17 protein-coding genes and 2 pseudogenes are annotated in these 18,754 nt (G+C 67.2%); 8 read left to right on the top strand and 11 right to left on the bottom strand.

Annotated elements, in window-relative coordinates:
• Positions 1 to 54 precede the first annotated feature (54 nt).
• A complete protein-coding gene (locus OG595_RS31505) occupies positions 55 to 1,416 on the top strand; it encodes a glutamine synthetase family protein (RefSeq protein ID WP_189146573.1) in 1,362 nt (453 codons plus the stop codon).
• Positions 1,417 to 1,491: 75 nt separating this feature from the next.
• Here the strand turns inward: OG595_RS31505 and OG595_RS31510 are convergent, their stop codons facing one another.
• From OG595_RS31510 to OG595_RS31530, 5 genes and pseudogenes are all read right to left on the bottom strand, one after another.
• Positions 1,492 to 2,556 carry a tyrosine-type recombinase/integrase gene (locus tag OG595_RS31510; RefSeq protein ID WP_329277874.1) on the bottom strand — a complete coding sequence of 355 codons (1,065 nt, stop codon included), beginning with the start codon at positions 2,554 to 2,556 and terminating at the stop codon, positions 1,492 to 1,494.
• Between the two features lie 138 nt (positions 2,557 to 2,694).
• A complete protein-coding gene (locus OG595_RS31515) occupies positions 2,695 to 3,678 on the bottom strand; it encodes a GNAT family N-acetyltransferase (protein WP_329277876.1) in 984 nt (327 codons plus the stop codon).
• Between the two features lie 42 nt (positions 3,679 to 3,720).
• Positions 3,721 to 4,974, bottom strand: a pseudogene (locus OG595_RS31520) (IS256 family transposase).
• A gap of 208 nt (positions 4,975 to 5,182) precedes the next feature.
• On the bottom strand, positions 5,183 to 5,344 hold the full coding sequence (locus OG595_RS31525; protein ID WP_329277878.1) for a hypothetical protein: 162 nt from the start codon (positions 5,342 to 5,344) through the stop codon (positions 5,183 to 5,185).
• Between the two features lie 23 nt (positions 5,345 to 5,367).
• Positions 5,368 to 5,757: a DUF6415 family natural product biosynthesis protein gene (locus tag OG595_RS31530; RefSeq protein ID WP_329277880.1), complete on the bottom strand. Its 390-nt coding sequence runs from the start codon at positions 5,755 to 5,757 to the stop codon at positions 5,368 to 5,370.
• Between the two features lie 227 nt (positions 5,758 to 5,984).
• Between OG595_RS31530 and OG595_RS31535 the strand changes: the two genes are divergently transcribed.
• From OG595_RS31535 to OG595_RS31545, 3 genes are read left to right on the top strand one after another with little or no spacing between them, the layout of a single operon-like run.
• Positions 5,985 to 6,245: a hypothetical protein gene (locus OG595_RS31535; RefSeq protein ID WP_329277882.1), complete on the top strand. Its 261-nt coding sequence runs from the start codon at positions 5,985 to 5,987 to the stop codon at positions 6,243 to 6,245.
• Positions 6,217 to 6,744 carry a DUF6879 family protein gene (locus OG595_RS31540; protein WP_329277884.1) on the top strand — a complete coding sequence of 176 codons (528 nt, stop codon included), beginning with the start codon at positions 6,217 to 6,219 and terminating at the stop codon, positions 6,742 to 6,744. The genes OG595_RS31535 and OG595_RS31540 overlap by 29 nt, the downstream gene beginning before the upstream one ends.
• Before the next feature lie 24 nt (positions 6,745 to 6,768).
• Entirely contained in the window at positions 6,769 to 7,620 is an 852-nt protein-coding gene (locus OG595_RS31545; protein ID WP_329277885.1) for a helix-turn-helix domain-containing protein, read from the top strand.
• A gap of 709 nt (positions 7,621 to 8,329) precedes the next feature.
• Here the strand turns inward: OG595_RS31545 and OG595_RS31550 are convergent.
• Together OG595_RS31550 and OG595_RS31555 are read right to left on the bottom strand one after the other, a co-directional pair.
• A complete protein-coding gene (locus tag OG595_RS31550; protein ID WP_329277887.1) occupies positions 8,330 to 9,379 on the bottom strand; it encodes an LPO_1073/Vpar_1526 family protein in 1,050 nt (349 codons plus the stop codon).
• Positions 9,380 to 9,799, bottom strand: coding sequence for a hypothetical protein (locus OG595_RS31555; protein ID WP_329277890.1), 420 nt, complete (start codon positions 9,797 to 9,799; stop codon positions 9,380 to 9,382).
• 599 nt (positions 9,800 to 10,398) lie between these two features.
• Between OG595_RS31555 and OG595_RS31560 the strand changes: the two genes are divergently transcribed.
• Positions 10,399 to 10,914: a hypothetical protein gene (locus tag OG595_RS31560; protein ID WP_329277892.1), complete on the top strand. Its 516-nt coding sequence runs from the start codon at positions 10,399 to 10,401 to the stop codon at positions 10,912 to 10,914.
• A gap of 193 nt (positions 10,915 to 11,107) precedes the next feature.
• On the opposite strand, the gene OG595_RS31565 is transcribed toward OG595_RS31560, so the two are convergent.
• The gene (locus OG595_RS31565; protein ID WP_329277893.1) at positions 11,108 to 11,578 is read right to left on the bottom strand and encodes a hypothetical protein; all 471 of its coding nucleotides are present in this window, start codon (positions 11,576 to 11,578) and stop codon (positions 11,108 to 11,110) included.
• A gap of 346 nt (positions 11,579 to 11,924) precedes the next feature.
• Between OG595_RS31565 and OG595_RS45445 the strand changes: the two are divergent.
• Positions 11,925 to 12,011 (top strand): annotated as a pseudogene (locus OG595_RS45445) (glutamine synthetase); the annotation flags it as partial.
• Between the two features lie 57 nt (positions 12,012 to 12,068).
• Here OG595_RS45445 and OG595_RS31570 read toward each other — a convergent pair.
• On the bottom strand, positions 12,069 to 12,515 hold the full coding sequence (locus OG595_RS31570) for a VOC family protein (protein ID WP_329277895.1): 447 nt from the start codon (positions 12,513 to 12,515) through the stop codon (positions 12,069 to 12,071).
• 93 nt (positions 12,516 to 12,608) lie between these two features.
• Entirely contained in the window at positions 12,609 to 13,355 is a 747-nt protein-coding gene (locus tag OG595_RS31575; protein ID WP_329277897.1) for a helix-turn-helix domain-containing protein, read from the bottom strand.
• Positions 13,356 to 13,547: 192 nt separating this feature from the next.
• Here OG595_RS31575 and OG595_RS31580 point away from each other — a divergent pair, with 192 nt between their 5' ends.
• Positions 13,548 to 14,402, top strand: coding sequence for a hypothetical protein (locus tag OG595_RS31580; protein ID WP_329277899.1), 855 nt, complete (start codon positions 13,548 to 13,550; stop codon positions 14,400 to 14,402).
• 278 nt (positions 14,403 to 14,680) lie between these two features.
• The gene (locus OG595_RS31585) at positions 14,681 to 17,686 is read left to right on the top strand and encodes a bifunctional [glutamine synthetase] adenylyltransferase/[glutamine synthetase]-adenylyl-L-tyrosine phosphorylase (protein WP_329277901.1); all 3,006 of its coding nucleotides are present in this window, start codon (positions 14,681 to 14,683) and stop codon (positions 17,684 to 17,686) included.
• Positions 17,687 to 17,726: 40 nt separating this feature from the next.
• On the opposite strand, the gene OG595_RS31590 is transcribed toward OG595_RS31585, so the two are convergent.
• The gene (locus OG595_RS31590) at positions 17,727 to 18,608 is read right to left on the bottom strand and encodes a phosphatase PAP2 family protein (protein WP_329277903.1); all 882 of its coding nucleotides are present in this window, start codon (positions 18,606 to 18,608) and stop codon (positions 17,727 to 17,729) included.
• Positions 18,609 to 18,754: the final 146 nt, after the last annotated feature.

Here is an 18,754-nt window from a genome sequence, read left to right on the forward strand (position 1 = left end):
CTTCCGTGGTGCGGGAGACAGGCGGCCTGACCAGCAAGGATGGGGAAGCGGAAGATGGACAAGCAGCAGGAGTTCGTGCTCCGGACGTTGGAGGAGCGTGACATCCGGTTCGTCCGGCTGTGGTTCACGGACGTCCTGGGCTTCCTCAAGTCCGTGGCCGTGGCCCCGGCCGAGCTCGAGCAGGCCTTCGACGAGGGCATCGGGTTCGACGGCTCCGCGATCGAGGGATTCGCTCGCGTATACGAGTCCGACATGATCGCCAAGCCGGACCCGTCGACGTTCCAGATCCTCCCGTGGCGGGCGGAGGCCCCCGGTACCGCCCGGATGTTCTGCGACATCCTCATGCCGGACGGCTCGCCGTCCTTCGCGGACCCGCGCTACGTCCTCAAGCGGGCCCTCACCCGCGGCTCCGACCTGGGCTTCACGTTCTACACGCACCCGGAGATCGAGTTCTTCCTCCTGAAGGACAAGCCGCTGGACGGCACCCGCCCGACCCCGGCCGACAACTCCGGCTACTTCGACCACACCCCGACCCACGTCGGCCAGGACTTCCGCCGCCAGGCGATCACCATGCTGGAGTCCATGGGCATCTCGGTCGAGTTCTCCCACCACGAGGGCGCCCCCGGCCAGCAGGAGATCGACCTGCGGTACGCGGACGCGCTCTCCACGGCCGACAACATCATGACGTTCCGCCTGGTCATGAAGCAGGTGGCACTGGAACAGGGCGTCAACGCCACGTTCATGCCGAAGCCGTTCTCCGAGCACCCCGGCAGCGGCATGCACACCCACCTCTCCCTCTTCGAGGGCGACCGCAACGCGTTCTACGAGTCGGGCTCGGAGTACCAGCTCTCCAAGGTCGGCCGCTCGTTCATCGCGGGCCTGCTGAAGCACGCGGCGGAGATCGCGGCGGTCACCAACCAGTGGGTCAACTCGTACAAGCGCATCTGGGGCGGCTCGGAGCGCACCGCGGGCGCCGGCGGCGAGGCCCCCTCGTACATCTGCTGGGGCCACAACAACCGCTCGGCCCTTGTCCGCGTCCCGATGTACAAGCCCGGCAAGACGGGCTCCGCGCGCGTGGAGGTCCGTTCCCTGGACTCGGGCGCGAACCCGTACCTGGCGTACGCCGTCCTGCTGGCCGCCGGCCTCAAGGGCATCGAGGAGGGCTACGAGCTCCCGCCGGGCGCCGACGACGACGTCTGGGCCCTCTCGGACGCGGAGCGCCGCGCGATGGGCATCGAGCCGCTCCCGCAGAACCTCGGCGAGGCGCTCACCCTGATGGAGCGCAGCGAACTGGTCGCCGAGACCCTCGGCGAACACGTCTTCGACTTCTTCCTGCGCAACAAGCGCCAGGAGTGGGAGGAGTACCGCAGCGAGGTGACCGCGTTCGAGCTGCGGAAGAACCTGCCGGTGCTGTAAGGGCAGATCAGAGCGGGTTTCCTGCTGTATTGGCGCGTGGGGCCGACGGTCACGGACCGTCGGCCCCACGGCGTCTCATCCCTTCTGGGCCGTCTCTGGGCCGTCCGACGCAGGATCGGTGCCGTCGTACAGGCTGTCCACGGCGTTCCGGGCCCGCGCGTCGCTGCTCGGCATGAGGTGCGTGTAGACCCGGAGCGTGAAGCCAGGGTCGTTGTGACCGAGGTAGTTGCTCAGTGCCTTGACGTTCTCGCCGGCGTCCAGCAGTACCGAGGCGTAGAAGTGCCTGAGGGCGTGCATGCCGTGTTCGCGAGCGGCTTGGTGTCGCTCACCCGGCTTCGGCTTCTGTATCACCCCGGCCGCTACAAGAGCGGGCTTCCAGGCGCGGTCGTTGAAGTCGGTTCGCCGTATCGCGCCGAGACCATCGAGGCGGGTGAACAGCAGTTGCCGCGTCACTTGGCGGCCGTCCTTCCGAAGCCACGGCAGGGTGACCGAGACCGGCGGAAACGCCTTCATGTGGTTCTTCAGGACTTCCGCCACTCGATCAGGCAGGGGAACATCACGGAGCTTGTCCCGCTTCGGCGGACCGAACACCAGGCCCCCGGCCGTCACCTTGACCTGGTTCACGATGTGTAGCCACCCGGAATCGAAGTCGATTTCGTCTACGGGTAGCCCGAAGATCTCCCCTTGCCGGAGGCCGCATCCCGCCGCGAGGTCGACGGCCGCACGGAAGCGCTCCGGCAGTGCTTCCCGCATGCCAAAGACGCGTTCAGCCGTCCACGGCACCACCCGGCCGGTTCCCGCCGCAGGAGGGCGTACGGACTGCGCGCGGCACGGGTTCTTCGACAGGTGACCGTCGTCGACGGCCGCATTGAGGATCGTCGACACGTTGTTGTAGATCACCCGTCGGTACGACGACGCCGGTACGGCTTGTTCCAACTCACTGAGCCAGTCCCGGATGTGTTCGGGCTTGAAAGAACCGAGGGGGCGCGTTCCGATGTAGGGGATCGCGTGACCGCGAACCGCAGAGGTGACCGTCTCGCGAGTCGTCAGGCTGGTGGTCTGGGTACTCAGCCACTTCTCGGCGTACTGCCCGAACGTCGTTCGGCCGGCGGCTGGGTCCACGTAGGAGCCGCTGTCCATGTCGGCTTCCGTCTTCTTGAGCCACTTCTCGGCGAGTCGTTTCTGTCCGTCGGGGTAGCTCTTCGACTTCTCGGTGCCGTCAGGGCCGAGGCATTGTCAAATCCTGTGGATTGACCGGACAACCCAATGACCTGTCGGTCAAGCAAGCGGCTTGCGGTAACGGACGTACTCGTTCTGCCACCGGAACCCCACACTCTCGTAAAGATCGTAGGACCGGTGCGGATTTGCCGTGCCCGTGAACAGCCGGGCGGTCGTTGCACCCTGCTCGCGAAGGCTGCGCAGCCCGTCCAACAGCAGGGCCCGGCCGATTCCGAGGCGTTGCTGGTCCGTCCGGACACTCAACTCTTCGACCTCACCCACGGTGTGGTCGTGACGGCGGATGGAGCAGAGGGCGACGCCGACCATGTCCCGCCCGTTCCAGGCAGCCCTCCAGCATGCCGGGTCGGCGGTGTCGACGAAGTCCTGGAAAGGCCATTTCTGAGTGAAACCGGTGTCCGCATACGAATCGACGACCGTCCTCCAGGCTGCACGGTAGTGGCTTGTCCCGATCGGCCCCGTCCGTATCCCTGCCGGCAGCTTGCTGCCCCGCTCGGGCAGCTGCTGCAGATCGCCCAGCTCCAGCTCGACGAGACTGAAGACACGTCGGTAGCCGGCTGCGAGCAGTAGCGCCGTGGCGTCCTCCTCGGAGGCCATGGCATTCGCGCCGATCACTGCCGTCCGCGCCGTGCCATGCTGTTTGACGAGCTGGCGGATCCGCTCTTCAGCCCAGCTCAGCATGGCCGAGCCGATGCCCTGGCGGCGATGCTCGGGCAAGAGGTGGCCGCGGTGCAGGTATAGCCACGTATCGTCCCGCTCTTGCCACCACCGGATCGTCGAGTAGCCGACGACGCTCCCGTCGCGCACCACCAGGATCTGGTTCTTGGACGGCTCCTCCAGCTTGGCTGAGGCTTCGGCGATCTCGGCCGCCGTCGGGAGCCCTTCCACAACCGAATGGGCATCGACCCGGTCCCGTTCGGCACACCCCAGCCGCACCGCGGCCATGGGGCCGTGGTCTTCGTCGCCGCGATACGGCCGGAACCCGAAGCCGACCGAAAGATCCTGTCCTGGCGCGCCATCCGACATGACCGAATGATCTCGAACTTCGAGGCAGGCCCGCCACCCTATTCATGCCGCGGTCGTCTGTGGCCGTTCAACGAGCTGGCCGCGTTCGAAGCGGGCTCCGGCGCGGACGAGGGCGACGAGGTGGGGTGCATTCACCGCGCGCCAGCGGGCCTGGGCGGACTCGACGAGCTTGAAGACCATCGCCAGGGCGGCCGCCGCGCTGCCGGCGCCTTTGGTGACCTTGGTGCGCAGGCGGACGGTGGCGAAGGTCGACTCGATCGGATTCGTGGTGCGCAAGTGGATCCAGTGCTCGGCGGGGAAATCGTAGAATGCCAGCATCTCGTCCACGTCGTCGGTGATCTTCTTGACGGCCTTCGGGAACTTCGCGCCGTAGATCTTCTCGAACGCCGCGACGGCTTTGAGCGCGTGGTCGCGGTCTTCGGCGTTGTAGATGTCTTGGAGGGCCTTCTTCGCGCCGGGCTGCGCGGATTTCGGCAGGGCGTTCGCAACATTGGCGATCTTGTGAACCCAGCACCTCTGGTGCCGGGTCTCGGGGAATACCTCGGCCAGGGCCTTCCACAAGCCGAGTGCTCCGTCGCCAACCGCGAGCTCGGGAGCCCGCATCCCGCGCCGCTGACAGTCGCGCATCAGGTCGGCCCAGGATTCGGCTGATTCACGGTAGCCGTCGCTCATGGCGATCAGCTCTTTCGTGCCGTCCGCGCGCACGCCCATCAGCACCAGCACGCACGACTTCGCCTCCCGCAGGCGTATGCGCAGGTGGATGCCGTCGGCTCACACGTAGACGTAGTCGCTGGCGGACAGATCACGCTGGCCGAACGCGGCGTGGTCTTGCTGCCACTGCTGGGTGAGCCGGGTGACCGTCGCTGGCGACAGCCCGGCCGCCGAGCCGAGGAACTGCTCCAGCGCGGGCACGAAGTCGCCGGAAGACAGGCCGTGGAGATAGAGCAGCGGCAGCACCTCGGTGATCTTCGGGGACTTGCGGCACCAGGGCGGCAGAATCGCCGACGAGAACCGCTTGCGCTCGCCCGTGGCCTCATCGACGCGCTTGTCGTTCACGCGCGGGGCCTTCACCTCGATCACCCCGGCCGCGGTCGTGACCTTCCTCGGCTGGTGATAGCCATTGCGCACGACCAGGCGACGCCCGGTCTCATCACGTTGGTCGGCCAACTCGGCTATGTAGGCGTTGACTTCGGCCTCCAGGGCGGCGGCGAGCATGCGCCGCGCGCCCTCACGGACGATGTCATCAATCAGGAAGCCGGTCTCCGTTGTTCCATCGGCATTCACTACGCTCAGCACGGGCGTGCCTTCCCGGCCGACGGTGCAACGTCGGCCTACTCGATGACCAGAAATCGATCACTCGGGAAGGTACGCCCTTCGCGTCCAACCCGAGGCCGATCCACAAGTCATGAGCATTGCTCCCGCTCATTGCTCGCTTCGTGCCAGAGGTGAACTGCGTCATCAGGATCGGTGATCGGCTCGTCGCAGTAGCGGCAGAAGTGTCGGGTCATGCCACACCCGCGATGCGCCTGTGGCAGGGGCAGTCGCAGCGTCGTACCAGGATCAGGCCCGCCCCGTGGGGCAGTGGGATGTCCTTGGTCTGGCGGCATTCGTGGTGCAGGTCCTCGTAGCCGTCCTGCGAGGCCAACGCGCACTCAGCGGAGCGCATCGAAATGTCGTCCATGGCCGTGGTCACGGGTGCTCGCCGAGGTTCTCGTAGTGGTCGCACAACGCGTTCAAGGTGCGTGCCAGGCGTCGGGCATAGCCGACTTCTGCGCCGAATCTGCGGCTCGGCTCGGCTCGAAGCTTTCCCCGAGCCTCGCCCACGCAGGCGAGCGCGCAGTACCGGGGGATGCTGTCCTTCTTCAGCAGCCTGACGGACTGCTCGACCTCGGGGATGAGTAGCTCCAGGTGCCCCCGAATCGTCTGTGTCAGCGTCTCCAGTTCGTCAGGCGCTGGGGGCAGCACCACGGCGTCCGGGTCCAGCAGAATCTGCACGGTCTCGCGCATGATGGTGATGTCCGGACGAGCGGCATGCCGTCGCTCAGTACCTTCGGATGCCGCTGTGATGCGGTTCGCCATGTCGCCCCCTGCCCAGTCGGCCACGCCCCGGGGCCGTCCGCATGGTCGCCGGGTCTCGTCGTGCCCCTCGAAGCTAGGGATGCGACAGACGCCCACGCCAGCGATGTGCATATCTTTGCAGCCATGCCAACCTGCCGTGGGTCTTGTCGAGTTCGGCCTCTTGACCAGCTACGCCATCTGCCGGAGCGTGTCGCAAAGAACTGCACATCTCATGGATGGAGTAGGTCATGTCGCTACGGTTCATTGGGATCGACCCCGACACCAAGACCGGGGACTCACCGACCGTGTGGGTCGACCAGGAGAAGGGCGAACTCGTCTTCCAGGGGTGGAAGCCCGGGCCTCAACTCGAAGCAGAGTGCGCCGCGTTCGAAGTGCCGGGCCATGCCGTCGGCATCCCGGCGGACGAGGTCGTCATCCGTATCCCTGCCAGGATGGCGCACATGATCAGGGAGGCGTGCGATGTCCTCGATCGTTCCGACGATCGCTGAACTCATGGACGGCTGCACACACTCCGCTGTGCACCTTGAGATGCGAGATCACTACGGGGTGGCCGCAGAGGCTGAAGACTTCCGGACGTGGCTGGAGACCGGCCGTCTCGACAACGACCCCGGATCGCCCGACTGGGCACCCTGGGTGGACCTGGTCTCCCGTGCCGTGGCGCGCGGTGTCAAGGTGCGGCGCGCCCGGATCGTGTCCGAACCCGTCTCGGACTACATCCGCTACGAACACGCCTCCACCGGCGTCAACGTGCGCGCCGGCGAACAGGTGCGCTGGTTGCCCCGCCGTCGCGCTTCGGACATCGCCTTGCCCGGCAATGACTTCTGGCTCTTCGACGACCAGGTGATCCGATGGGGCTACTTCTCCGGCGACGGGGCCATGATCGGCCACGAAGTCTCTGAGGACCCTGCCGCCGCGAAGCTGTGCGCCGAGTCCTTCGAGGCTGTCTGGGCGCGCGCGGTCCCTCACGACCAGTACCAGATCCACTGACCAGAAAGCACCGGCAGCCAACCCATGCCCGCCTCGCCCTCCTCGTCTGCCCAGGCCGCACGTGAAGCCGTCGCCCACCGGCTGCGCGACCTCCGCAAGGAAGCTGGCCTGACGGTCGTCCAGTTGGCTGCCGCGTGCGGCTGGCACTACTCCAAGACCTCTCGCATCGAGAACGCCCTCACCGGACCGTCCGCGAACGACATTCGGCGATGGTGCAGCGCGACTGGTTCGGACGGACAAGCTCAGGATCTCGTCGTCCAGTCCATCAGCGCAGAGTCGATGTACCGGCAGTGGCGTGACCAGGTCCGCGCCGGCCTGCGCCACATCCAGGACAGCCGGGTGCAGGCGTCCCGCGATACCGAGACCTTCCGGATCTATTCCTCCAGCATCGTCCCCGGACTGTTGCAGACAGAGGGCTACGCGCTCGCCGTCCTCGGTATGGCCGCGGACATCCACGACTTGGACATCGACGACAGCGCGGAGGCCGCGCGTGCTCGGCTCGAACGCTCCCGCATCATCCACGAACAGGGACACCGTTTCATCGTGGTCGTCGAGGAGTCCGTCCTGCACTCCCAAGTGGCCGACACCGACGCGATGGCAGCACAACTGGGCTACCTCCTCACCGCCGGCGCCCTACCGGCCGTCTCCCTCGGCGTCATCCCCATGAACATCCGCCGGACGCATTGGCCAGAGGAGACCTTTCACATCTACGACGAGAAGCATGTCTCGGTCGAGCTGGTGTCGGCGGAAGTAAATGTCACCCAGCCCTCCGAGATCGCCCTGTACGTGAAGGCGTTCGAGGGGTTGCGCAGCATGGCCGTCTACGGCGCGGACGCCCGCACCCTGATCGTGAAGGCCATCGAAGCCCTGCGCTGAGCCAGATAGAACTTTCCCCACGCCATCAAGGCTCGCTCCGCTCGCGGCCGTCCTGCTCCGGCCGCAAGCGCCAACCGCCCTACAACCTAGGGATCTTGCTCCGGTGACGCCGGGCACGCCCGCGGGGAACCGCCGCCGCGATCCGGCCTGGAGATGGAAGACCCAGCAGCACCCGTAGGGCCCATAAAGCGCACGAGCACGAGACACCCCATCAAGACCATGAGACCCGAGCCGCCCAACAAAGTCGGGATCGATCCAAGGGGACCGAGGGGCCGCGCACGCGCGGCGGCGCCGGTCGGTCGCCGCCGCGCTGCCTCTATGCCTCCGCCACCGGCCGCGCACCGTCGCCCGCCCGTCGCCACCAGCAGCGGCCAAGAACCCAGCACCGGGACATGAGGTACAGGGGATTGCCGCACACCAGGCCAACGACGCGTTGGGTTACCGATGAGGCCGGATCGCGGCGGCGGTTCCCCGCGGGCTACCTCGCTACCGGGGTCGTTGCCCCGTGGCTGGGGCGGTCGGCTCCGCGACTTTAGCCAGCCACTTTGGGGGGAGCCTCGAAGATCATGGCCCCAACGTCGTGCTTTAACGGGCAGGTCCACAGACTGCCCGACTCGCCGGAAGCTTACGGGGCCATGATCACTCCCCCCCAAAGCAGCTCCCGGCCAAAGTCGCTACACCGACCTTGCGGTTCTTCTATAACGCCGCCCTAATTGATCCAAATATCGATCTCAGCATTAAACGCAGACCCGGCAACCCTTTTAAAATTGGCGTGCCCGATGGCAATTCCCGTCAGGGATGTGTCAAGGCTGTCGAGACCCACAGCCGACCAGCGCTCCATTACAGGAGAAAGCGCGGGAATCTCTCGCGCGAGAATATCGGTGATCTCCTGGTCGGACAGCGGATACGACGACACCAGGTTCGCTAGCGACTCCGACTCAAGGCCGGTCGATACCGCCAATTCGCGCGCTTCATCCTTTGTTACGGCGTTCACGCGGATCATGTCCGCATCATGCAGGCTAGGCACGAATAGGCCGTCCGGGTTCGACGCATTTTCCAGGATCTCGGCTACGGCTGGGGTTTCCTCTCGGATCACACCCTTGTGGAAATATCCCGGATATTTATCCTTCATGCCGTATGGCCAGCTGACAGACCCCACGGTTCGCACAGCGCACCCCGTGGCCTCCAGGTACTGGGCGTCCGAATCGGAAAAGCTGGCAAAACTGGCAGCGACCGGGTCGACCAAGGCTCGCATGCTCTGAAAGAATTGAGGAAGGGTCGGCGTGCCGATTTGAACTCTTCTGAATAGAAATAGCACAGAAAGTGCATCGAGATGCTTTGGCGCCAGCTTCTGGGCCGTACTGATGGCTTCGTCAAGGGCCAACTGGCGGACTTCCCTGCTCGCTTCCGACGTGCGCTTCACGAGCATCTCTACCAGAATCTCACCGAGATTCGTATCTCCCGATTTAGCAAACCCCTCCTCGGCCGCCAAGATTGACGACTGAATTCCCGGATCACTCAAATTCTCGATAGCTTGCGGACTCTTCTCCATGAGAGCCTTTAGATAATTGAAGGCGAACTCTTCGAAGCGCTCCTTGGCAGTTTGATAGGCTTCCTGGGAGTGGGATGCAAACCGCTCCTCGATGAGCCTAAGGCAAATATGTTCCGCGTCTTGAACACTAATCCCGTAGTTGTTGTTGACTGTACCTGCCTGGACCAGCTGAGAATTATTTCCGGCCTTCTGGCGAAACCAGGTCAACTATCGGCCCCCTAGCGTGTTATTGTCGCCGATATTGACGTCACCGGCAGACTGGATATTAGTCGAGTTATTCCCGCTAGTCTGGGTCATTCGCACGTTTCCAGCCTGTGCCGCATGACGCGACGATCTAGCTTGGGTGACCGAATAGATCGAAATCGCCAATCCGGAAATAGAAATAAACAGACCCAGAATTCCGGAAAGTTCGCTAGCGCGGTCCATTCCGATCTTAATGAAGTAGATTCCAAGCCCAACGGAAATCAGTCCGCAGATGGCCACCATGATCCAAAGCCACATGCGACGTTGCGGTGTCATGTGGATCACAATGCCCCATCCAGCCCCACGGCTCACATCGCACACAAAACCGTCATCGATCTGTGAAGAACCGGTGACAAACGAGCGAACCGTCGCTACCTCGGCCACACCTTGGTACGTCCGGCGACGCATGACAGTGCCTGGGTCGACGGCACAACCGCTCCCCTGAGGCCGGACCCGGACCACGACGACCTGTCATGGATCGATCCTCCGACTTGCCCCAGGTGTGGCGCGTTTGTGCGCATCTCCCCGACCAACCAACGACCGATGGGTCAGCCTCGCCACGCTGGAGATGCCCGCCAAGGACGTCCCAGAGCCCTTACGCGGGCGTCTGATGAAGTTGCCGGACCTCTCCGCGTCACGACCGATATCGTGGCTGTACGGGCCCGTGGAATCGATCCGCTGCCGGGCGAGCCAGTCGTACCGGCCCACCGCATGAGGTGCGGCCCCGACTGGCGAGAGCGGTAGATCACGGCAGGGGCCAGCTCGTGCCCCCGACGTGTCTGATTGAGCGGAGACGTGCGGGGAACAACGGGGAGCCCCGGTGAGCGTCCCCGGAACCGGCAGGTCAGCGTCTCGCCAGGTCAACCCTGGTCCGCATACGCGATCTTCCAAACTTGCACTCCAGACCCGCAGAGTGGGGCTTCGCTCGTCCACCAGAGGCAACTTGTCATCCTGCGTGCTTTGTTGACGCCATACTGCCGATCATGAGTGGAATCGACTGGGGGACTGTTCCTGCTTGGCTGAGTGCTGTACTCACCGGCGGATCACTTCTGTTGGGCTTCTACATCCTTTTGCGCGATCGCCGGAAGGCGGAACAGGCCGACGCCCTCAAATTGATCTGCTGGAGGGGTCTCGGAAATGACGGGTATACGACACATGTACTGAATGCGTCAGACCGCACGGTACACAACGTCACGATGCATGGAATGCTGCGCGACGGCCAAAAGGAACCTCTCTTCGAAGGGTTTCCAGTAGCTGGCACACTTCGGGCAGATGAGGAGAAGGCCGTGGAAACGCCGCGTCGGATCGGCGGCACGAAAGTGATCCCATGGGCTGTGAGCTTCACTGACTCGGACGGAGCCTCATGGCTACGCGACCTCACCACCGGCCGCCTACACGAGTACGGCCGACCTCGACTGTTTGGTAAGTACGCCCGTATGAACTGGAGGGAACGACGGTACAAGGCCCATGCCATCCGGGAACTTAAGCGGACGTACTAGCTGTGAGTACTCGCGGGCTTAGGCATGCCCCTCCCCGCCCGTAGTCCACATCAGGGAGATACCCAGCAGCGGCCCCCCCGTGGACTACCTGTGGACGAGCGACCGGTAGTCGATCAGCCGCAGGGCTGCGACCTGCGCACACAACCGAGACCGAAGCGTCCTCCGGAGCCGTTGCGGTTTGGTGCTGCAGAGTTCAGCGCAGAGACCGCCGCTCGTCTACGTGGCGTGTCGGCACACCTAGGAACACGTCGGGCATCGCAGAGCCGTAGAGGACGTTGAACGTCTCCAGTCGATAGGACCAGGCCCCATCACAACGGCCGACGAACCGATAGTTGATCTGCCATTGCAGCCATTGGTCACGAGCCAGACGCACGGCCGGCGGGCGCCGATTGCGTCGTGGCATGGCAAACATGCTCACCTCTGGTGGATCTACGCGCAGCAGTCCATCGACCTCGCGGAGGATCGTCCCGGGGGCCGACAGATCCTGCACCTCTGTACTCGGCTCGAAGAAATCGGATTCCCGCATGGCGACCTCGTGAAGGCCAGCAATCATGCCCGGAGGCAGCAAGAATGCTGTTGGGGCGGCGTTTCTGCGAGCGGCCTCAGAGCCGCCGCGCGACTTCTTCGTCCACGACGTGCACACCCGCTGAACGACAACATCCATGACGCCATCATCGGGCGTGACGCCGCACTGCGGCCACAGAGTTACGTTTCGTGCCAGAACTGTGCCAGATTCTGCAGGGCATCACGGGAAACAGCGGTCACCCACCCAGAGTCAGCCTCAGGTCATGACGCCGCTCAGCAGGAGGTCAGCGGGGACTGTGGACCCCGTAGAACCGAAGCTTCCCAAGCGAGACGAGCTGGGGATTGACGGGCGGCCTCGCCGGGCCGTCTCTGGGCCGTCGAAGGGGGGACCCACAGTGACCAACAACGGCCAATGACAACCCCTCGATCGCAGGTCAGCGAGGCGCCAACGTCTATCGCCCAAGGTCGCTCCGAGTCAACGTCACTTCCTGCGCAACAAGCGCCAGGAGTGGGAGGAGTACCGCAGCGAGGTGACCGCGTTCGAGCTGCGGAAGAACCTGCCGGTGCTGTAACCGGGCGAGTGGCGGAACAGTCCCGGGGCCGCAGTCGGCGGCCCCGGGACACGGCCGCTAACTGGAGCCGGCCGCCGCCTCGGTCAGCAGCGCGTGCAACGGCTTTCCCGCCCGTTGCCGGTACTCCTGGATCGCCCAGCCGTTGCCGTCGGGGTCCTTGAAGTACATGAAGGTGGCGCCGTCGTCCGGCGAGTACTGCATCGGTTCCGACACCTCAAGGCCGCGTTCGACCAGCTCGGCGTGGGCCGCCTTGATGTCGGCGACGCACAGCTGGAGGCCCTGGTAGGAGCCCGGTGCGGGCGTCGGACCGTCCATCGTCTCCCAGATGGTGTCACCGAGGGCGATCGAACAGCCCGAGCCCGGCGGCGTCAGCTGGACGATACGCATCCCCGGCATGACCTCCTGGTCGATGTCGACGTGGAAACCGGCCTTGTCGCGGTAGAAGTCCCTGGCCCGGTCGATGTCGCTCACGGGCAGCGGGATCACTTCGAGCGTGTACTGCATCGCTGGTCCTCCAGATCGCGTTCACGGAACGGCTCCCCTCACCGAAGCCGAAAACCGTGCGGGGCGCCACCGAAAAGAGCACAGACGCCGGGATCAGAGGGCCCCTGGTGCCGGGAACACCCGCGCCACCGCCGCCGCGCGGCTGGACACTCCCAGGCGGCCGAACACGTTCTCCAGGTGCTTGCGGACCGTGCTCGGGGAGACCGTCAGCTGCGCGGCGATCTGCGGGGTGGCCATGCCCAGGGCCACACAGCGCAGGACGTCGAGCTCGCGTTCGGTCAGGCGGACGGGCTGACGGCGCCTGAGGGCCGCGTCGCGGTAGATCGCGTACAGATGGGGTCCCAGCAGGTACAGCGTGGTCATCTCGTCGTCGGTGAACGGCTTCGGATCCTCGCGGCAGAGGATGAAGACGCGGGTGCGGCCAGGAGCCGTCGGCAGGGCGACACTCGCGATGGACTTCGCCGGGCGGAGGAACTCGGTGTACAGCGGCAGGTTCGTCAGCTCACGCACCGACATGAAGTCCCGCATCTGGAGCGCTATGGGGGTGGCCGGCGGGCGCGCGACGACCTCCTGGCACATGAGGTACTGGTGGCGCCAGCGCCAGTACGCGTCGCTCGCGCACTCCTCGAAATCGCATGGCGTCTCCTGCTCGTTCAGTGAACGCCGGGTCGGGATGTCCAGCTCCGAGAAGCTGACGGTGTCGCAGGGGACGAGGCGCCGGAGGCCGAACAGCAGAGACCTCGGCGGAACGTCGTCCGACGTGTCCTCCCGCGCCTCGGCGAGGACGTCCGCCATGCGTCGCAGATGGGTCTGGACCGTCGTACCGGCCGCTGGTGTCATGTCGGCCTCCCGGGGCCGGTTCTCGCCTGTCTGAGAATGTACGCCCGCGTGTTCCAGTGGCGCCGGGAATGCCGGAGATTCATTCATATCCGGAGATTCGTCATATGACGAATGGGATACGGGGGCAGCCGCGCGCAGTGTCGGTACGGGCGGCCGGTCCGGCCGCCCGTACCGGCCCTACGGAGACCTGCCATGCGTACCCACCTGTCCCACTCGTCCGGTCTCGTCGGCGCCGCAGCCCTCGTCGCCGCGCTCCTCACCACCGGGTGCGGCGGCGCGCCCGGCACCGCCGAGGCCGCGAGCGCCGCCACGGAGTTCTCCGGTGTGCGGTTCACCCTCGGGTCCCGCGGCGACATCCGGGTCAGCGGGGAGTCGCGGGCCGACGTCCGCCCGATCGGGGCCTTCGCCTCGACCGAACAGCGCGCCCACCCCTTCACCCGGCCCGACGGCCAACTGCTGGTGGTGCTGCACCACCGGCCCGCCCCGCACACCCCGGATCGCGCCTCGCGGGGGTGGGCGACCCGGCCGTGGCCACCGGAGGAGCCCTCGGTCGAATCCGGGTTCCTGGTCGACACCGCGGACCGGGTGCGGGCCGACCTCGACGGGCACCCGCTGGAGCAACTGCGCCTGGGCACGATCCGGATCGACGTCACGGGGGCGGACACCGGGGACCTGGTCCGGCTCACTCTCTCCGCGTCGCGCGGGACCACGGGGTCCGCGGGGCCGGATGAGCCGGACGCCCAGGCCTGCGGGGGCCTCGACCGCCGGACCAGTCACCGGGTCGTGCTCCCGGCGGTCGAGGCCGGGACACCCGTACCGGACGCCGCCGGGGAGCTGCGGAAACAGTGCCTCGACGTGCAGTACGCATCCCTGCCGGGCGGCGAACCGGCCGGCACCGTGCAGCGCGTTCTGGTGCCCATCGCCGGACAGCCGATCACCGCGGCCGTCGTACCGCCTCCCGACGGCACCGCGCCCCGCGGCCACGCACCCGGCGACACGGTGTCGACCGACCTCTCCCGGCCCGCCACGATCGTCGTCGCGCGGTGAACCCGCGGCCGTCTCCGTCATCCGGGAGCCTCTCCTGATCGCCCCTCCAGGTCGGCTCTCCAGGTCGCCCCCCCCGGCGACCTGCCCGGCGCCGTCTGCCGCGCCGGGCGAGGCCGACCGGAAAGACGGGCGGGACGACGCCGTCCGCCCGGGACGGCCACCGTGAGCCGGACTGCCGGCGGCCGGTCCGGAAACCCCGCTTCCCGCCCCGATGCTTCCACCAGGCTCTCCGGATAGGCTCAGGACCGCAGGACCTTGATCCGACGGGAAGGCCCAGGATGATGGCGCCGGGGCGCAGGAGCAGTACCTTCACGCGGCTGCTGCGGCACGGTTTCACCGATCCCTCCGCCGCCGAGCGGCTCCTCGACAGTGTCGAGCTCGCGCCGATGCGGGACGACCCGGTACTGCTCGACGCGCTGGGCGCGACCGCCGACCCGGATCTCGCGCTGCTCGGGCTCGTGCGGCTCGCCGAGGCGCAGGACGGCCGGACCGCCCGGCACGAGCTGCTGGACACGGTGATAGCGGCCAAGCCGCTGCGTGACCGGCTGCTCGGGGTGCTCGGCGCCTCCGCCGCCCTCGGCGACCATCTGATCCGGTATCCGCGCGACTGGCAGGCCCTCGTCATGTACGAACCCCGGGATCTCCATCCGGGGGTGGCGGAGTTCGAACGCGGGCTCGCCGAGGCCGACGACCCCGTGTCGCTGCGCGTCGCCTACCGGCGCTGCCTGCTGTCCATCGCGGCCCGTGACGTGTGCGGCACCACCGACCTCGCCGAGACCGCCGCCGAGCTGGCCGACCTCGCCACCGCGACCCTGCGCGCCGCCCTCGCCATCGCCGGGGCCGCCGCGCCCGACGACGCCGCACTGTGCCGCCTCGCCGTCATCGCCATGGGCAAGTGCGGTGGCCATGAGCTCAATTACGTGTCCGACGTCGATGTCATCTTCGTCGGCGAGGCTGTCGACGGGGCCGACGAGGGGAAGGCTCTGCAGGCCGCGACCCGGCTCGCCTCGCATCTCATGCGGATCTGCTCCGAGACCACCATCGAGGGGAGCATCTGGCCCGTCGACGCCAACCTGCGCCCCGAGGGCCGCAACGGGCCGCTGGTACGCAGACTCAGCAGCCATCTCGCCTACTACCAGCGCTGGGCCAAGACCTGGGAGTTCCAGGCCCTGTTGAAGGCCCGCCCGGTCGCAGGCGACATCGAGCTGGGAGAGGCGTACGTCGACGCGCTCGCCCCGCTCGTCTGGCATGCCGCCGAGCGCGAGAACTTCGTCGTCGACGTGCAGAAGATGCGCCGCCGTGTCGTCGAGAACATTCCCATCGCCGAGGTCGAGCGGGAACTGAAGCTCGGGCCCGGTGGGCTTCGGGACGTCGAATTCGCCGTCCAGCTGCTCCAGTTGGTGCACGGGCGTGCCGACACCTCCCTGCGCAGCGGGACCACCCTGGACGCGCTGGACGCGCTCGCCGCCGGCGGGTACGTCGGGCGCGCGGACGCCGTGCAGCTCGACGACGCCTACCGGTTCCTGCGGTCCATGGAGCACCGGATCCAGCTGTTCCGGCTGCGGCGCACCCACCTCGTGCCCGAGAGCGAGGCCGATCTGCGGCGCATCGGGCGCTCCCTCGGGCTGCGCACCGACCCGGTGGCCGAGCTGAACCGGGAGTGGAAGCGGCACGCGTCCGTCGTACGGCGGCTGCACGAGAAGCTCTTCTACCGGCCGCTGCTCGACGCCGTCGCCCAACTGGCCCCCGGCGAGACCAGGTTGAGCACGGTCGCGGCCCGGGAGCGGCTGGTCGCGCTCGGGTACGCCGATCCGGCCGCCGCGCTCAGGCACCTGGAGGCGCTGGCCAGCGGGGTGAGCCGCAAGGCGGCCATCCAACGGACGCTGCTGCCCGTCCTGTTGGGCTGGTTCGCCGACTCCGCCAACCCGGACGCCGGGCTGCTCAACTTCCGCAAGGTGTCGGACGCGCTGGGCCGAACCCCCTGGTATCTGCGGCTGTTGAGGGACGAGGGGGCCGCCGCCGGGAACCTGGCGCGCGTCCTGTCCGCCGGGCGCCTCGCCCCCGACCTGCTGATGCGGGCCCCGGAGGCCGTCGCGCTGCTCGGCGACGGCGACGGGACGGGCGGGCTGGAGCCGCGCGAGCGGGACCAGTTGGAGCAGGAGATACTGGCCGCCGTCGGCCGCGCCGACACCGGCGAACAGGGCGTGTACGCCGCGCGCGGTGTCCGGCGCCGCGAGCTGTTCCGCACGGCCGCCGCCGACATCGTCGGCTCCTACGGCACCGAGCAGTCGCCCGCCGAGGCCGACCAGGGCGCGCTGGTGGACCAGGTCGGCGGCGCGATCTCCGACCTCACCGCGGCGACGCTCGCCGGGACCCTGCGGGCGGTCGTGCGGGACGGGTGGGGGGACACCCTGCCCACCCGCTTCGCGGTGATCGGCATGGGCCGCTTCGGCGGGCACGAGATGGGCTACGGCTCCGACGCCGACGTCCTGTTCGTGCACGAACCCCGGGACGGCGTCGACGAGCACGAGGCCGCCAAGGCGGCGAACACCGTGGTCGCCGAGATGCGGCGGCTCCTCCAGGCACCCAGCGCCGACCCGCCGTTGCTCATCGACGCGGATCTGCGCCCCGAGGGCAAGTCGGGGCCGCTCGTCCGGACCCTGACGTCGTACGAGGCGTACTACCGCCGTTGGTCCCTCGGTTGGGAGTCGCAGGCGCTGCTGCGGGCTGAAGTCGTCGCCGGGGACCTGGAGTTGGGGCGTCGTTTCATCGAGCTGATCGACCCGCTGCGTTACCCGGCGGAGGGGATCGGCGACGACGCGGCGCGCGAGATCCGGCGCCTGAAGGCGCGTATGGAGTCGGAGCGGATGCCTCGCGGCGCCGATCCGACCCTGCACACCAAGCTCGGGCGGGGCGGTCTCTCGGACGTGGAGTGGACCGTCCAGTTGCTGCAACTCCGGCACGGCTGGGCCGAACCGGGGCTGCGGACGACCCGTACCCGCGAGGCCCTCGCCGCCGCCTGCGCCGCCCAACTGATCTCCGGGGAGGACGCGGCGATACTGGACGAGGCGTGGGTCCTGGCCACCCGGGTGCGCAACGCCGTGATGCTGGTGCGCGGCCGGGCCGGGGACACCTTCCCCTCGGACGGGCGTGAACTGGGCGCGGTGGGACGGTACCTGGGGTACGGGCCGGGGCATGTCGGCGACATGATCGACGCGTACCGGCGGACCACCCGGCGGGCCCGCGGCGTCGTGGAGACGCTGTTCTACGGGGCGCCGGGCTAGTCGAGGCAGGTCCGTCAGGTTCCGGTGGGCCGCCGTCGCGTCATGGTTTGACCGGGAGCAGTGGGCCGCCCTGTCCCTGCACCGGGACCAGTTTCGGGAGGGCGTAGGGGAGCTTGCCGTACCAGAGGCGGGCCACAGCGAAGCCGAAGGCCAGGCACATGAGGCCGCCCACCGCGTCCAGCCAGAAGTGGTTGGCGGTCGCGACGATCACCACCAGGGTGGCCACCGGGTAGAGGAGCCCGAGCACGCGCACCCAGGGGACGGTGGCCAGCGCGAAGATCGTCAGGCCGCACCAGGTGGACCAGCCGATGTGCATCGACGGCATCGCCGCGTACTGGTTCGACACGTGCTTGAGGTCGCCGGAGGCCATCGAACCCCACGTGTGGTGGACCATCACCGTGTCGACGAAGTCGCCGCCGTTCATCAGCCGGGGCGGAGCCAGCGGATACAGGTAGTAACCGACCAGAGCCACCGCCGTGGTCGCGAAGAGGGTCAGACGGGTCGCCGCGTACCGGCCGGGGTGACTGCGGTACAGCCACACCAGGACACCGAGAGTGACGACGAAGTGCAGCGTGGCGTAGTAGTAGTTCATGCCCACGATCAGCCATGTCACCGAGTTGACCGTGTGGTTGACCGACTCCTCGACGGCGATGCCCAGGCTGTGCTCGGCCTTCCAGAGCCAGTCCGCGTTGCGCAGCGCCTCGGCCTTCTGCTCCGGAACGGCGTTGCGGATCAGTGAGTACGTCCAGTAACTGATCGCGATCAGAAGGATCTCGAACCACAGCCGCGGCCGGCGCGGAGCGCGTACTCGGCGCAGGAGTCCCTTGACCACGCGGCCGTTCCCCTCCGCCGTCTCGTCCGTGACGGAGTGCGGTGCGGCCCGGTCGTGGCCTTCCCTTGTCGTCACGGTCGTCTCACCCATGGACACAGAGTCTGCCAGATACGGCCCCCTCCCAGATCATCCCCTGGTCCTGTCCGACCCGCACGTCCTACGGTGGGGAGAGGCGGCCCGGAGTACTACCAGGGCACTGTCCGAAGCGGGGCGTTCTCCACCCTGAGAACGAGCCC

Source organism: Streptomyces sp. NBC_01451 (genome assembly GCF_036227485.1).
Classification (GTDB): Bacteria; Actinomycetota; Actinomycetes; order Streptomycetales; family Streptomycetaceae; genus Streptomyces.

Bases quoted from the DNA above. Each gene is read 5' to 3' on its own strand.
- OG595_RS31505 (WP_189146573.1), top strand. From the start codon at position 55: ATGGACAAGCAGCAGGAGTTCGTGCTCCGGACGTTGGAGGAGCGTGAC.
- OG595_RS31510 (WP_329277874.1), bottom strand. From the start codon at position 2,556: ATGGACAGCGGCTCCTACGTGGACCCAGCCGCCGGCCGAACGACGTTC.
- OG595_RS31515 (WP_329277876.1), bottom strand. From the start codon at position 3,678: ATGTCGGATGGCGCGCCAGGACAGGATCTTTCGGTCGGCTTCGGGTTC.
- OG595_RS31525 (WP_329277878.1), bottom strand. From the start codon at position 5,344: ATGCGCTCCGCTGAGTGCGCGTTGGCCTCGCAGGACGGCTACGAGGAC.
- OG595_RS31530 (WP_329277880.1), bottom strand. From the start codon at position 5,757: ATGGCGAACCGCATCACAGCGGCATCCGAAGGTACTGAGCGACGGCAT.
- OG595_RS31535 (WP_329277882.1), top strand. From the start codon at position 5,985: ATGTCGCTACGGTTCATTGGGATCGACCCCGACACCAAGACCGGGGAC.
- OG595_RS31540 (WP_329277884.1), top strand. From the start codon at position 6,217: ATGTCCTCGATCGTTCCGACGATCGCTGAACTCATGGACGGCTGCACA.
- OG595_RS31545 (WP_329277885.1), top strand. From the start codon at position 6,769: ATGCCCGCCTCGCCCTCCTCGTCTGCCCAGGCCGCACGTGAAGCCGTC.
- OG595_RS31560 (WP_329277892.1), top strand. From the start codon at position 10,399: ATGAGTGGAATCGACTGGGGGACTGTTCCTGCTTGGCTGAGTGCTGTA.
- OG595_RS31565 (WP_329277893.1), bottom strand. From the start codon at position 11,578: ATGGATGTTGTCGTTCAGCGGGTGTGCACGTCGTGGACGAAGAAGTCG.
- OG595_RS31570 (WP_329277895.1), bottom strand. From the start codon at position 12,515: ATGCAGTACACGCTCGAAGTGATCCCGCTGCCCGTGAGCGACATCGAC.
- OG595_RS31575 (WP_329277897.1), bottom strand. From the start codon at position 13,355: ATGACACCAGCGGCCGGTACGACGGTCCAGACCCATCTGCGACGCATG.
- OG595_RS31580 (WP_329277899.1), top strand. From the start codon at position 13,548: ATGCGTACCCACCTGTCCCACTCGTCCGGTCTCGTCGGCGCCGCAGCC.
- OG595_RS31585 (WP_329277901.1), top strand. From the start codon at position 14,681: ATGATGGCGCCGGGGCGCAGGAGCAGTACCTTCACGCGGCTGCTGCGG.
- OG595_RS31590 (WP_329277903.1), bottom strand. From the start codon at position 18,608: ATGGGTGAGACGACCGTGACGACAAGGGAAGGCCACGACCGGGCCGCA.